Raw genomic sequence first — 13,065 nt, forward strand, 5'->3', positions numbered from 1 at the left:
ACGGCTGGCACGAGAGCGTTGGCCACTTCCTGGAAAAGCGATGGAACCGGGCGTATCTGAGGGCAGGTGTTCAACCCGGTCAGTGCTCTTGCAGGCAAAGCCCGTGGTCGCCGAATGCCTTCAGCACGTTGCATTCGGTCACCGTGTGATCGCCTTCGCAGCTTGTGGCGATGCGTTTCAGTTCTGCTTCCAGCTTGCGCAGGTGGGCGATCCGCTGGCGCACCGCCTTCAGTTGATCCTCGGCGATGCGGTTTGCCGTCTCGCAGGGCTTGTCCGGATGCTGACTGAGGTCGATCAGATCCCGGATCGCCGGCATCGGCAGGCCGAGGTCACGGCAGTGCTTGATGAAGCCCAGTCTTTCCAGGTCCCTGGATCGGTAGCGTCTCTGGTTGCCCTCGCTGCGCAGCGGTGCCTCCAGCAGGCCTTCCTTTTCATAGTAGCGGATGGTCGGAACCTTCACGCCGGTTCGCCTCGAAAGGTCGCCAATTGAAAAATCCATAAAAAGCCTCTTGAAGCTCTAGTCGCTATAGCAATTACAAGGGACAGGAACCTAAAATCAAGCGACTCGAAAAAGGAGTGAAACATGGGTGCCTGTTGCGGACATTCCCACGGAACATTTGACGGAATGTCGACGGACTATCGCCGCCGCCTCTGGCTGGTGATTGCGCTGAATGGCGGCATGTTCATCGTCGAGATGATCGCCGGTCAGGCGGCCGGCTCCAAGGCCCTGCAGGCCGATGCTCTCGATTTCTTTGGCGACGCGGTTACCTACGGAATATCGCTGGCGGTGATCGGCGCATCGCTCAAAACACGGGCGCTGGCAGCACTTGCAAAGGGCACCAGTCTGTTTCTGATGGGCATCTGGGTGGCAGCAACCACCCTATACCAGGTGTTTGTGCTCGGCGTGCCGCAGGCGGCTGTGATGGGCTCCATCGGCTTTCTGGCGCTGGCCGTGAACCTTGCCAGCGTTCTGCTGCTGGTCCGCTACAAGGATGGGGACGCCAATGTACGTTCCGTCTGGCTGTGCTCGCGTAACGATGCCATCGGCAATGTGGCCGTCATGCTGGCAGCCGCCGGTGTCTGGGGCACCGCAAGCGCCTGGCCGGACCTGATTGTCGCTGGTCTTATGGCAGCCCTCTTCGTCAGTTCCTCGGTCCAGATCCTGAGCCAGGCCATCCGGGAATACCGGCACAAGACGGAGCACGAAGTGGCTGCGGAATAATCTGACCTTTCAGAAAACCAGCATCAAACGGTGGCGCCTTCCAGATGCACCACCGTTATTTCCGGAGGAACGCCGAAGCGGACCGGCAGGATCGAGCAGCCAAGGCCTCCGGAAACGATCAGATGACGGGGTTCTGTCTGAAGGTTCAGGTGTCTCGCAATCTGTGTCCCTTCCGTTTCGACGATGTGGCCGTAGACATAGCTTTTGGCGCCCCGCTTGGGAAAGGCCGGTTTGTAACCTAAACAGTTGAGCTGGCCGCCATGGGTGTGTCCGCTGAGCGTCAGGCTGACGCGGCCCGGCACCTCGCGGATGATATCAGGCTCATGCGCCATCAGCAGCACGGGGGCGTCGTCCGTCACCTGGGCGAGCGTTCCGGTCAGGTCATCGAGCCCCTTCCAGCGACGCCGTTTGATCTTGCTGTGCGGTCTGAGTGCAAGTTGGTCGTCAACGCCGGCAAGCCAGAAGGCCTGGCCATCCTTCTCGATCCGTTTTGCCCTGTTCTGGTAAAGGGGAATTCCGGCGTTCAGCAGAGCCTGACCATATTTGGTCGGCCCACCGCCGGTAAGCTGTGCATCCGCATCGTCCCACCAGTCGTGATTGCCGAGAATGGCATGGGTGCCGAGCGGGGCTGAAAGTTCACCGAAGAGATCCGCCCAGGCCTGTGGCGGTATCGGCTCATGTTGCCATTTGTGACTGGCCACATAGTCGCCCAGCATCAGGATGATGTCCGGCTTCAGCGCGTTGGTCTGCCAGACGATGGAGCGCACCCGCTCCAGCCCCATCCAGGGATCGCAGATGTGCGGGTCGGCGATCACGGCGGCCGTCAGCTTCAGGCCACCCGGCCATCGCGGAGGCGTCAGGTGATAATGCTTCAGGCTGAGGCGGAACGGCTCAACGCCGATTGCATAGGCGGGCGCGGAAACAGCGCCCAGCATGGCGATGCCACAGGTTTGCAGGAAGCGGCGTCTGGAAATCATGAGGCTTTATCGACCGGTTCTTCAGGATAATCGCAAGTGAACCGGGGTTTTGAGGCAGGGATGCGGCTTGACAGAGGCAGGTTTCAGCAGATTTCGTGCAGACGGCACTTTGCCAAAAAAAGCCCGCTGCGAGGCAGCGGGACTTGGTCTGGAGCTTGTCTTTCCGGCAGCGTCAGTCCGATGCGGTCTCGCCCACGGTCGGCTGAATCACGGTCTCGTTCACGATATCATCGCTGAGATCGTTGGTGGCAATGGCCACATCCGAGCCGGTGTCCGGCAGGACGGGCGTTTCGGCCACGGTCATCTGCTTTGCCTGGGCTGTCTTGTTCCAACTGCACGCAGCAGCCGGTGCAATTGCAAACGCGGTTACGGCAAGGGCCGCGATGCCGGTACTCAATAAGCGCATGTTACCTCTCCTCGCGTTGGCCTGCGCCACAATCGCGCAGTCTTACGTAAGGTAAGATAAAACGGCGGGCTGGCAAGGAAAAAGCGGAACTCGATTGTTGTCGCACAGGCCCGTACCGGCTATTGGCGCCGGAGATTATAGGTGTTTTCGGTACGTGGTTCAGACAGATCGTTGACAACGTTGATCACATGGACGTCCAGAAGGTCTCCAAAAGCGCGCAAGGTCAGCTGCTTGCTGCTCAGGAAGCCGATCAGCAACACCTGGATGGCACCGTCGGAGCGCATCTCCGCTTTTGTCCAGCCCCATTTGCAATCGCGCGGGATGCACGAGGTGAAGGCGCGCACACGCACATGCACCGCCTCGTTCTCGCATTGGCTGTCAACTTCGACGCGCGAGATTTCCTTCGGCTTGGCATCCGGATAGACCCAGACGCCATCTTCGGGAAGCGGGCAATAGACGCGTTGCGCCAGCGAGGGCGCAGCTGACATCAGAAGAAGACCGGCTGCGAGCAGAAACAGACGCATTCGTTATCTCCCGGTGAAAAAAGCTCTTTCGGCAACCTAACCGTTTGCGGCCTGACCGGCTACAACGGAGTTGGTGCATCACGGGATTCGAACGAGTTTTCCCGCTAACCAACAGAGACTTGCCATGCAGTCACTTGAAACAACGCGGTTTCGCCTGCGCCTGCCGGAAAAAACGGACTCTCCCGTCTACAGGGCTTTTTTTGCGGATGCCGAGGCGTCGCATTTTTACGGCGGCCCCTTGCGCGAGGACATGGCCTGGCGGGTGCTGGCGGGCCACCTCGGCCACTGGCAACTGCGCGGCTATGGCATATGGGGTATCGAACCGATAGCGGGAGGAGATATCATCGGCGGTTGCGGGTTTGTCTGGCCGGAAGGCTGGCCAAGGCGGGAGCTGACCTGGTGGCTGATGCCGCAGGCCCGCGGCACCGGCGCGGCGGTGGAGGTCTCCGAGGCGGCAATCCGCCACGCTTACCAGGTCTACGGCTGGCCGCTGGTCGAGACACATATGAAGGATGACAACGAGGCAGCAAAAGGTCTGGTGCGCAAACTTGGCGGGGAACCGATTGCGCGCGACCTGTTTCCGGACGGCCTGGAGCGGACGGTTTACGGTTTTCCGAAAGCCGACTGACCTTATCGGCGCGGGTGCGCCTTGTCATAGGCGGCCAGCAGATGGGCGCTGTCGATTTCCGTATAGATCTGCGTTGACGCAAGGCTGGCGTGGCCGAGCAGTTCCTGGATGGTCCTGAGGTCGCCGCCGCCAGCCAGCAGATGCGTGGCGAAGGAGTGGCGCAGGGCATGCGGGGTCGCGCTGTCCGGCAGCCCGAGCGCACCGCGCAGGCGCGCCATCGCCAACTGGATCATGCGCGGGTTCAGTGGTCCGCCGCGCGCGCCGAGAAACAGCGGCCCTCCAGGCGAGATCGCATAAGGGCAGAGTTTCAGATAATGCTCCACGGCCTGGCAGACCGCAGGCAGGATCGGCACGATCCGTTCCTTGCCGCCCTTGCCGACGACGCGAAGCGTCTTTGTGCCGGTCCTGGGGGCCATGGCACCGGTCAGCGACAGCGCTTCGGAAATGCGCAGGCCGCAGCCGTAAAGCAGGGTCAGGACGGCCGCATTGCGGGCTTCCAGCCAGGGCTCGCTTTCCATCGCCAGCTCACCGCTGGTCACGTCAATGGCGTCCTTGGACGAGACGGGTTTTGGCAGGGAGCGGGCCTGGCGCGGCGGACGCACGGCGGCAGAGGCCGCGGCGTTCACTTCTCCGCGCCGCTCCAGAAATCTGAGGAAGGATCGGATGCCGGCAAGGCCCCGGGCAAGGGAGCGGCTCTGCACACCGTCGCGGCGGCGGCTAGCCAGGAAGCCGCGGAAATCGGCCGGCCGCAGCGCGGCAATCTCCTTGAGGTCCGGCGCCCCGCCAAGATGGTTGGTCAAAAACCGCAGGAACTGCCGAAGGTCCCGCTCATAGGCAAGCAGGGTCTTGTCGGAAAGACGTCGTTCGTCGGAAAGATGGTCGAGCCATTGGTCGACGCGCCGGTTGAGCTCCGGCCGGGCACAGACGAGCAGCGAATCGGACGTGGAGGATGCGGCACACATGGCATCACTTTGGCGCTTGATCCCAACGGATCGGTTAACGCCATGCCGCTTTTTGAGTGTTTTGGGGTTGCCCGCGCGGATTTCCGCACGCTGTTCCGGCGGTCTGACTGACCGCGTTATCGTGACAAGCGCAGCGATTTAAGCAGATTGCCGATGGGACGCCGGTTTGAATGGCTGTCGCTCGTTCTTTCCCGTCGGCGCTTGCCGGCAATCGAAGCGGTCCGGAAATTGGAAAGACGGTAGTCTGGCGGCCCGGACATCCGGGCCGCGCTTGTTCTTGAAGGGAAGGGGTCAGAGAATGCTCTGGCCGGTCTTCGCCCAGTCGGCCAGGAACGCGTCCAGGCCCTTGTCGGTCAGCGGATGCTTGATCAGGGCCTTCAGTGTTGCCGGCGGTACGGTTGCCACGTCAGCACCGATGATGGCGCAATCCTTGACGTGGTTCGGCGTGCGGATGGAAGCGGCCAGAATTTCCGTGTCGAAGCCGTAGTTGTCGTAGATCACGCGGATTTCGCGGATCAGCTCCAGCCCGTCGGCGTGGATATCGTCCAGACGGCCGATGAACGGCGAGATGTAGGTTGCCCCCGCCTTTGCGGCGAGCAGGGCCTGGTTGGCCGAGAAGCACAGGGTGACGTTGGTCTTGGTGCCTTCTTCGGTAAGCTGCTTGCAGGCCTTCAGACCATCGAAGGTCAGCGGCAGCTTGATGACGACGTTGTTCGCGATCGCGCCCAGTACGTGCGCTTCCTTGATCATCGTGTCGAAATCGGTCGCGGCCACTTCAGCCGACACGTCGCCTTCGGTGATGGCGCAGATCTCGGCGATGACTTCCTTGAAGTCCCGGCCGGACTTTGCGATCAGAGACGGGTTGGTGGTCACGCCATCAAGGAGGCCGGTTGCTTCCAGTTCCTTGATTTCAGCCGTGTCGGCCGTATCGACGAAGAATTTCATCTGTCTTTACTCCCTGTAGGGCTACCGGAGCAGCGCCGGAAACCTGGTCCCGCCGTGCGGGACAAAACGATTGCATGGTCAGCTGGGCTCTCTTTACCCTAGGATGATGACAAGAAGAACCCCTGATTCTCCGGTGGACGAAATTTTTGCGGTACGTACCTCAGGAATGGCGAGGCTTGATCCCCGGGACTGGACGGGCAATGTCTCGCCTGGGTTCGGACTGTGCTCGGCGCATGGTCGCGTGCCTTTTCCCGGAGCGATGAGGACCTGACGTTCAGTGCTGTTCGACGATCCAGAATTCCAGGAAACCATTGCCAGCGTGCTGGTGCCGGTCGCGGTGGCGGGGGCCTATACCTACAAGGTGCCTCCCGGAAAGTCCGTGGTTCCGGGCACCATCGTCAAGGTGCCGCTCGGCCCGCGTGAGGTGATCGGGGCGGTCTGGGACATCGAGCCGGACGCCGCCATCAATCCGAAGAAACTGAAGACCATTTCCCATGTCTATGACACCACGCCGCCGCTCGATGCGGATCTGCGCCGGTTCGTCGACTGGGTGGCGAACTGGACGCTCGGCGCGCCGGGCATGGTGCTGCGTATGGTCCTGCGATCCGAAGAAGCGCTGGAGCCGGAACCGCCTGTTCCCGGTGTTCGCCGTATCGAGGGGGCCGAACCGGACCGTATGACGCCCGCGCGCGGACGTGTTCTGGCAACCATGGAAGATGGTTTCGCCTGGACAAAAAGCGGCCTTGCCCACGCTGCCGGCGTGTCTGCGTCCGTCATCGATGGTCTGCTGCAGCAGAATGTCCTTGAAACGGTCATGATGCCGGCGGCACCTCCGCCGCCGAAACCGCAACTGGACTATGGGCAAAAGCCACTGACCCCGGCGCAGCAGGCGGCGGCAGATGGGCTGATGGACTGCTTCGGCAAAGGTGGGACCGTTGCCCTGATCGACGGTGTCACCGGGTCGGGCAAGACCGAGGTTTATTTCGAGGCCATTGCCGAAGCGCTGCGCCGGGGCAAGCAGACCCTGGTGCTGTTGCCGGAAATCGCGCTCACGGAGCAGTTCCTGCGGCGCTTCGAGCAACGCTTCGGCGTTTATCCGGCCGAGTGGCACTCGCAGATTACGGTCAAGAACCGGTCACGGGTCTGGCGCGGCGTGGCTTCCGGCGACGTCAGGGTCGTTATCGGTGCGCGTTCCGCTCTGTTTCTGCCGTTCAGGGAACTCGGCCTGATCATCGTCGACGAAGAGCATGATGCGGCCTTCAAGCAGGACGACCGGGTGCCCTACAGTGCCCGTGACATGGCCGTGGTTCGTGGCCATCTCTCCGGCTTTCCGGTCGTTCTGGCCTCGGCGACGCCATCGGTGGAAAGCATCGTCAATGCGGAGGTAGGCCGCTACAAACTGTTCGAGTTGCCAGAGCGCGCATCCGGCGCTGCCTTGCCGGACCTGACGGCCATCGACATGCGCCAGGACGGGCCGGAGCGGGGCCGCTGGCTGGCGCCTGCCCTTGTCCACGGAATTGCCGATACCTTTGCCGAGGGCGGCCAGTCCCTGCTGTTTCTCAACCGGCGCGGCTATGCGCCGCTGACGCTGTGCCGCACCTGCGGTCACCGCTTCCAATGTGCCCATTGCAGCGCCTGGCTGGTGGAGCACCGCTTTCAGAAAAAACTCGTCTGTCACCACTGCGGCCATCAGGAGCCGGTGCCCAAGGCCTGCCCGTCCTGCCAATCGGTAGACAGTCTCGTTGCCTGCGGTCCCGGCGTGGAGAGAATCGCCGAAGAAGTCTCGGAGCGTTTTCCGCAGGCGCGTGTGCTGGTGCTCTCGTCCGACATTGCCGGCGGGCCAGACCGGCTGAAGCGGGAAATGAAGATTGTCGAGGAAGGCGGCGCCGACATCGTCATCGGCACGCAGCTTGTCGCCAAGGGACATAACTTCCCGCTGATGAAGCTGGTCGGCGTGGTGGATGCGGATCTTGGCCTTGCGCATGGTGATCCGAGGGCTGCGGAAAAAACCTTTCAGCTCCTCGCCCAGGTGACGGGCCGTGCTGGCCGCGTGACCGGTGGCGGCAAGGGCTTTCTGCAAACCTACAATGCGGACCATCCCGTCATCAGGGCCTTGCTCTCCAGCGACAAGAAAGCCTTTTACCAGGCAGAAATTGAGGCAAGACGGGCTGCGGGCCTGCCGCCGTTCGGCCGCCTTGCCGCCGTCATCGTCTCCGGCCCCGACAGGGCCTTTGCGGAAGGCTTCTCCCGTGCGCTTGCCCGCGCTGCACCGCCCGATCAGGCCGTGACGCTGCTGGGACCCGCGGAAGCCGCCCTTGCGATGGTGCGCGGGCGCTATCGTTTCCGCCTTCTGGCCATGGCACCGCGCCAATATGATCTGCAGGCCTATCTGCGGCACTGGTTGAGCACAGGCCCCAAGCCTACGAAAGGCTTGCGCCTGCAGGTCGACATCGATCCGCAGCATTTTCTCTAGAGACCCGGTCCTGTCTTTGGAAAGGGCTGCCGGTCATGGTCCTCGGGCGTTAAGAATCGGTTACGGCCCGATGGCCATTCTTTGTGGTCCGAGGGAAGCTGGGGCTGGCGATAAACCGGGAGTCTGCGCGGCTGCGGCAAAAACACTCCCGGCTGCTGCTCTGGCAAACCCCCAGGAAAGGCCTTTTCGGCCGGGCCGCGGAAAACCGTCTAAAGGTTTATGACGATGCGGAGGCGTTGATCCGAAAGGCTTTTTATCGGCCTTTGGCAAAAAACACCTAGGAATCGGCAATAACAGTCTTTAGGCGAAGTTGCACACTGGGAAACCCTGTGCTAATTGAGGCGCGGCTTTGGGGGCAGCGGTTTAACCGTCATACCTTCTGACCTTGAAATCATTCATTTTTTCAATGCTTTGCGGGCGCTAGCCGTTTCGCGGGCATGAAAAACGTCAGAGAGCACGGACCTGGTGACTGACAACGTATCTCTCGTATCCGGCGTGGCACAGCGTTATGCGTCCGCCCTTCTCGACCTCGCCGAAGGCGAAGGCGTAACGGCTGACGTGGAGCGGGATCTGACAGCTTTCGAAGGCATGATTGCCGAAAGCGAAGATCTCGTCCGTCTCGTGAAAAGCCCGGTATTCAGTGTGGAGGAGCAGCTTGCAGCGCTTACCGCACTTCTCGACAAGGCAGGCATCAAAGGCCTGGCTGCTAATTTCGTGAAGCTGGCAGCCCGTAACCGGCGCCTCTTCGTTCTTCCCGACATGATCAAGGCATTCCGCACTCTGCTTGCACAGCAGCGGGGTGAGGAAACGGCTGAGGTAACCTCCGCAGCCGCTCTGTCCGACGAGCATGTCGCCGCCCTGAAAGAAGCCCTTTCGGCTTCCACGGGCAAATCCGTAAACATCGTGGCAAAGGTTGATCCTGCCCTGATCGGTGGCCTCGTGGTCAAGGTCGGCTCCCGCATGATCGACACATCGCTGCGTACCAAGCTCAATTCACTCAAGTTCGCGATGAAAGAGGTCGGCTGATGGATATTCGGGCCGCGGAAATCTCCGCAATCCTCAAGGACCAGATCAAGAGCTTTGGCCAGGAAGCCGAAGTTTCTGAAGTCGGTCAGGTGCTCTCCGTCGGTGACGGTATCGCCCGTGTTTATGGTCTGGACAAGGTCCAGGCTGGTGAAATGGTCGAATTCCCGGGTGGTATCAAGGGCATGGCCCTGAACCTGGAAACCGACAACGTTGGTGTCGTTATCTTCGGCTCCGACCGTGACATTAAAGAAGGCGACACCGTCAAGCGGACCGGCGCCATCGTGGAAGTGCCAGTCGGCAAGGGCCTTCTGGGCCGCGTCGTCGACCCGCTCGGCAACCCGATCGACGGCAAAGGCCCGATCGAGGCCACCGAAAAGCGCCGCGTGGACGTCAAGGCACCCGGCATTCTGCCGCGCAAGTCCGTGCACGAGCCGATGTCCACCGGCCTGAAAGCCATCGACGCCCTGATCCCGGTTGGCCGCGGTCAGCGCGAGCTGGTCATCGGTGACCGTCAGACCGGTAAAACCGCGATCATTCTCGACACCTTCCTGAACCAGAAGCCGCTGCACGCTTCCGACGATGAAGACGCCAAGCTGTATTGCATCTACGTTGCAATCGGCCAGAAGCGCTCCACCGTTGCCCAGTTCGTGAAGACCCTGGAAGATGCCGGCGCGCTGGATTACTCCATCGTTGTCGCCGCGACCGCTTCCGACGCTGCTCCGCTGCAGTACCTGGCACCGTTCGCCGGCTGCGCGATGGGCGAGTTCTTCCGTGACAACTCCATGCACGCCGTGATCGGCTATGACGATCTGACCAAGCAGGCCGTGGCCTACCGTCAGATGTCCCTGCTGCTCCGTCGTCCGCCGGGACGTGAAGCTTTCCCGGGCGACGTTTTCTACCTGCACTCCCGTCTGCTGGAACGTGCGGCGAAGCTGAACGACGACCATGGCAAGGGCTCTCTGACCGCTCTGCCGGTCATCGAAACCCAGGGCAACGACGTGTCCGCGTTCATTCCGACCAACGTGATCTCGATCACCGACGGTCAGATCTTCCTGGAAACGGACCTGTTCTACCAGGGTATCCGCCCGGCCGTGAACGTTGGTCTGTCGGTGTCCCGCGTGGGCTCTTCCGCTCAGATCAAGGCGATGAAACAGGTTGCCGGCCCGATTAAGGGTGAACTGGCTCAGTACCGCGAAATGGCGGCCTTTGCCCAGTTCGGCTCCGACCTCGACGCCACCACCCAGCGCCTGCTGAACCGCGGCGCGCGTCTGACCGAACTTCTGAAGCAGCCGCAGTTCTCGCCGCTGAAGACCGAAGAACAGGTTGCAGTCATTTATGCCGGCGTGAACGGCTATCTGGACTCGATCCCGGTCAACCGCGTTCGGGACTTCGAAGAAGGCCTGCTTCTGTTCCTTCGTGGCGATCACAAGGCTCTGCTTGACGCCATTTGGGAGAAGAAGGCACTCGACGACGAGCTGACCGGCAAGCTGAAAGCTGCCATCGACGCGTTCGCCAAGAACTTCGCTTAAGACCACGCCGGGATAAGGAGCAGGGGCGGCCATGCCGAGCCTGAAGGACTTACGAAACCGCATCGCTTCCGTTAAGGCGACGCAGAAAATCACCAAGGCCATGCAGATGGTGGCCGCGGCGAAACTGCGTCGTGCACAGGAAGCTGCGGAGGCCGCGCGCCCCTATGCGGAACGCATGGGTGCGGTGCTGGCCAACCTCGCGGTGGCCTTCGAGGGGCGCGATGACGCTCCGAAGCTCATGTCCGGCACCGGCAATGACCAGGTTCATCTCCTGGTCGTTGCGACTGCCGAACGCGGGCTTTGCGGAGGCTTCAACACCAACATTGCCAAGCTTGCGCGCGAAAAGGCGCGCAGCCTGTTGAAGCAGGGCAAGACGGTCAAGATTATCTGTGTCGGCAAGAAGGGCTACGATGCTCTGAAGCGCGAACTCGGCCAGCATATCATCAAGACCATCGACCTGCGCAGCGTGAAACACATCGGTTTCAACGACGCGGCCGAAATCGGTCGCGAAGTTCTCTCCATGTACGACGATGGCGAGTTCGACATTTGCACGCTGTTCTATTCGACTTTCAAATCCGTGATCGCACAGGAGCCGACCGCTCAGCAGTTGATTCCGGCCCACTTCGAGGCTGGCAGCTCTGATGAAGGTTTGGGCGCCAACGCGGTTTACGAATATGAACCGGAAGAGACAGAGATCCTTGCGGATCTGCTGCCGCGCAACATCTCCGTTCAGATTTTCCGGGCACTTCTGGAAAATGCTGCGTCTGAACAGGGTGCACGTATGTCCGCAATGGACAACGCGACCCGCAACGCCGGCGAAATGATCGACAAACTGACGATCAACTACAACCGCCAGCGTCAGGCTCAGATTACGACGGAACTGATTGAAATTATCTCGGGCGCGGAAGCGCTCTAACGGGATCGAGACGAGGATTAGGGATATGGCTGACAAAAAGGTCGGACGGATCACCCAGGTCATCGGCGCCGTTGTCGACGTCAAGTTCGATGACCACCTGCCGCTGATCCTGAACGCTCTTGAAGTTGACAACCAGGGCACGCGTCTTGTGCTCGAAGTTGCTCAGCACCTGGGCGAAAACACGGTACGTACCATCGCGATGGACTCCACCGAGGGTCTGGTGCGCGGTCAGGAAGTGGTCGACACCGATGCACCGATCGTGGTGCCGGTTGGCGACGGCACCCTGGGCCGTATCATGAACGTGATCGGCGAGCCGGTCGACGAAGCCGGTGAGATCCCGCACGAAAACAAGCGTGCGATCCACCAGGAAGCTCCGGCGTTCATCGAGCAGTCCACCGAAGCTGAAATCCTTGTGACGGGCATCAAGGTCGTTGACCTTCTCGCTCCGTACGCAAAGGGTGGTAAGATCGGCCTGTTTGGCGGTGCCGGCGTTGGCAAGACCGTTCTCATCATGGAACTGATCAACAACGTCGCCAAGGCGCACGGCGGTTACTCCGTGTTCGCCGGTGTTGGCGAACGTACCCGCGAAGGCAACGACCTTTATTGGGAAATGATCGAATCCGGCGTGAACAAGGAAGGCGGCGGAGAAGGCTCCAAGGCTGCTCTGGTTTACGGCCAGATGAACGAGCCCCCGGGAGCCCGCGCACGTGTTGCTCTGACCGGTCTGACCGTTGCAGAACACTTCCGTGACCAGGGCCAGGACGTGCTGTTCTTCGTGGACAACATCTTCCGCTTCACCCAGGCAGGTTCCGAAGTGTCCGCACTTCTCGGCCGTATCCCGTCCGCTGTGGGCTACCAGCCGACGCTGGCCACCGACATGGGCGGCATGCAGGAGCGCATCACGACCACCAACAAGGGCTCGATCACGTCCGTGCAGGCCGTGTACGTTCCGGCCGATGACTTGACCGACCCGGCACCGGCATCGACCTTTGCTCACCTGGACGCTACGACGGTTCTTAACCGTTCGATCGCTGAAAAAGGCATCTACCCGGCTGTGGATCCGCTGGACTCCACCTCCCGCATGCTGGATGCCCGCATCATCGGTGAAGAGCACTACGAAACGGCTCGTGCGGTTCAGGTTACGCTGCAGCGCTACAAGGCTCTGCAGGACATCATCGCCATCCTGGGCATGGACGAACTGTCTGAAGAAGACAAGCTCACCGTTGCCCGCGCCCGTAAGATCGAGCGCTTCCTGTCCCAGCCGTTCTTCGTCGCTGAAGTCTTCACCGGTTCTCCGGGCAAGCTGGTTGCTCTCGAAGACACCATCAAGGGCTTCAAGGGTCTGGTCGAAGGCGAATACGACCACCTGCCGGAAGCGGCTTTCTACATGGTCGGCTCCATTGATGAAGCCATCGAGAAAGCACAGCGCCTGGCTGCTGAAGCTGCCTGATAGGCGA

Annotated in this window: 13 protein-coding genes; 7 read left to right on the forward strand and 6 right to left on the reverse strand. The window is 61.1% G+C overall.

The annotated features are described in order from the left end of the window. Positions 1-79 precede the first annotated feature (79 nt). A complete protein-coding gene (locus SIAM614_RS14270; protein WP_006935508.1) occupies positions 80-499 on the reverse strand; it encodes a MerR family transcriptional regulator in 420 nt (139 codons plus the stop codon). 84 nt (positions 500-583) lie between these two features. On the opposite strand from SIAM614_RS14270, the gene SIAM614_RS14275 reads away from it, so the two are divergent. Next, positions 584-1,222, forward strand: coding sequence for a cation transporter (locus SIAM614_RS14275; protein WP_040440236.1), 639 nt, complete (start codon positions 584-586; stop codon positions 1,220-1,222). Between the two features lie 23 nt (positions 1,223-1,245). Here the strand turns inward: SIAM614_RS14275 and SIAM614_RS14280 are convergent, their stop codons facing one another. The 3 genes from SIAM614_RS14280 to SIAM614_RS14290 all read right to left on the reverse strand — a co-directional run bounded on the left by SIAM614_RS14280 (position 1,246) and on the right by SIAM614_RS14290 (position 3,129). After that, the gene (locus SIAM614_RS14280) at positions 1,246-2,199 is read right to left on the reverse strand and encodes a metallophosphoesterase (protein ID WP_006935510.1); all 954 of its coding nucleotides are present in this window, start codon (positions 2,197-2,199) and stop codon (positions 1,246-1,248) included. Between the two features lie 172 nt (positions 2,200-2,371). Beyond that, on the reverse strand, positions 2,372-2,605 hold the full coding sequence (locus SIAM614_RS14285; RefSeq protein WP_157139853.1) for a hypothetical protein: 234 nt from the start codon (positions 2,603-2,605) through the stop codon (positions 2,372-2,374). A 119-nt stretch (positions 2,606-2,724) separates the two neighbouring features. Beyond that, positions 2,725-3,129: a hypothetical protein gene (locus SIAM614_RS14290; RefSeq protein ID WP_006935512.1), complete on the reverse strand. Its 405-nt coding sequence runs from the start codon at positions 3,127-3,129 to the stop codon at positions 2,725-2,727. A gap of 124 nt (positions 3,130-3,253) precedes the next feature. Between SIAM614_RS14290 and SIAM614_RS14295 the strand changes: the two genes are divergently transcribed. After that, a complete protein-coding gene (locus SIAM614_RS14295; protein ID WP_006935513.1) occupies positions 3,254-3,757 on the forward strand; it encodes a GNAT family N-acetyltransferase in 504 nt (167 codons plus the stop codon). Between the two features lie 2 nt (positions 3,758-3,759). Here SIAM614_RS14295 and SIAM614_RS14300 read toward each other — a convergent pair whose 3' ends face one another. Together SIAM614_RS14300 and fsa are read right to left on the reverse strand one after the other, a co-directional pair. Next, complete coding sequence (locus SIAM614_RS14300) at positions 3,760-4,719, reverse strand: tyrosine recombinase XerC (RefSeq protein ID WP_006935514.1); 960 nt, start codon at positions 4,717-4,719, stop codon at positions 3,760-3,762. Between the two features lie 291 nt (positions 4,720-5,010). Then, a complete protein-coding gene (fsa, locus tag SIAM614_RS14305; RefSeq protein ID WP_006935515.1) occupies positions 5,011-5,664 on the reverse strand; it encodes a fructose-6-phosphate aldolase in 654 nt (217 codons plus the stop codon). Positions 5,665-5,941: 277 nt separating this feature from the next. Between fsa and SIAM614_RS14310 the strand changes: the two genes are divergently transcribed. The 5 genes from SIAM614_RS14310 (at position 5,942) to atpD (ending at position 13,058) form a co-directional block, all read left to right on the forward strand. Further along, the gene (locus SIAM614_RS14310; RefSeq protein WP_006935516.1) at positions 5,942-8,137 is read left to right on the forward strand and encodes a primosomal protein N'; all 2,196 of its coding nucleotides are present in this window, start codon (positions 5,942-5,944) and stop codon (positions 8,135-8,137) included. Positions 8,138-8,602: 465 nt separating this feature from the next. Next, positions 8,603-9,163 (forward strand): F0F1 ATP synthase subunit delta, encoded by a 561-nt coding sequence (locus tag SIAM614_RS14315; protein ID WP_006935517.1) that lies wholly within the window; start codon positions 8,603-8,605, stop codon positions 9,161-9,163. Next, positions 9,163-10,692, forward strand: coding sequence for a F0F1 ATP synthase subunit alpha (gene atpA / locus SIAM614_RS14320; RefSeq protein WP_006935519.1), 1,530 nt, complete (start codon positions 9,163-9,165; stop codon positions 10,690-10,692). The genes SIAM614_RS14315 and atpA overlap by 1 nt, the downstream gene beginning before the upstream one ends. 31 nt (positions 10,693-10,723) lie before the next feature. Beyond that, positions 10,724-11,608, forward strand: a complete 885-nt coding sequence (locus SIAM614_RS14325; RefSeq protein ID WP_006935520.1) for a F0F1 ATP synthase subunit gamma — start codon at positions 10,724-10,726, stop codon at positions 11,606-11,608. 25 nt (positions 11,609-11,633) lie between these two features. Continuing rightward, the gene (gene atpD / locus SIAM614_RS14330; protein WP_006935521.1) at positions 11,634-13,058 is read left to right on the forward strand and encodes a F0F1 ATP synthase subunit beta; all 1,425 of its coding nucleotides are present in this window, start codon (positions 11,634-11,636) and stop codon (positions 13,056-13,058) included. Positions 13,059-13,065 lie beyond the last annotated feature (7 nt).

Source organism: Roseibium aggregatum IAM 12614 (genome assembly GCF_000168975.1).
Taxonomy (GTDB): domain Bacteria; phylum Pseudomonadota; class Alphaproteobacteria; order Rhizobiales; family Stappiaceae; genus Roseibium; species Roseibium aggregatum.